We start from the raw sequence: 363 nt of genomic DNA on the forward strand, positions 1-363 counted from the left end.
CATTAGAATTTAAAATTTATCTATTTTATGAGTCCTTTTTCTTGACGTAGTACCAACCTGCCATGGCTGAAAATAGAATCACAGAATACAATAAAGGATCAAAGACTGTCAGCTGGTTCTACAATGATCATAAGGATGAAAAACGTCATGATGCCACAGATAATGTGATTGATTTTATAAACCGCCTTATTATACATATACCGGACTATCATTTTTTAACCACTCGATATTATGGATTCTATGCCAATGCATCTAAGAAAACATTGGATAAAGTACATGCACTTCTTGGAATCAAAAAGAACAAGGACTATTCTCGTGAAACAAGAACTAAAGCTCTTAAAAACAAACTCAATAAATTGAAGT

The 363-nt window shown here is 32.2% G+C and carries 1 protein-coding gene; it reads left to right on the forward strand.

Annotated features, from left to right (window positions below):
• Positions 1-62: 62 nt before the first annotated feature.
• On the forward strand, positions 63-363 hold a 301-nt coding region (locus KTQ83_RS12090), incomplete at its 3' end, for a transposase (protein ID WP_217256976.1).

This window comes from Holdemanella porci (genome assembly GCF_019052655.1).
GTDB lineage: Bacteria > Bacillota_I > Bacilli_A > Erysipelotrichales > Erysipelotrichaceae > Holdemanella > Holdemanella hominis.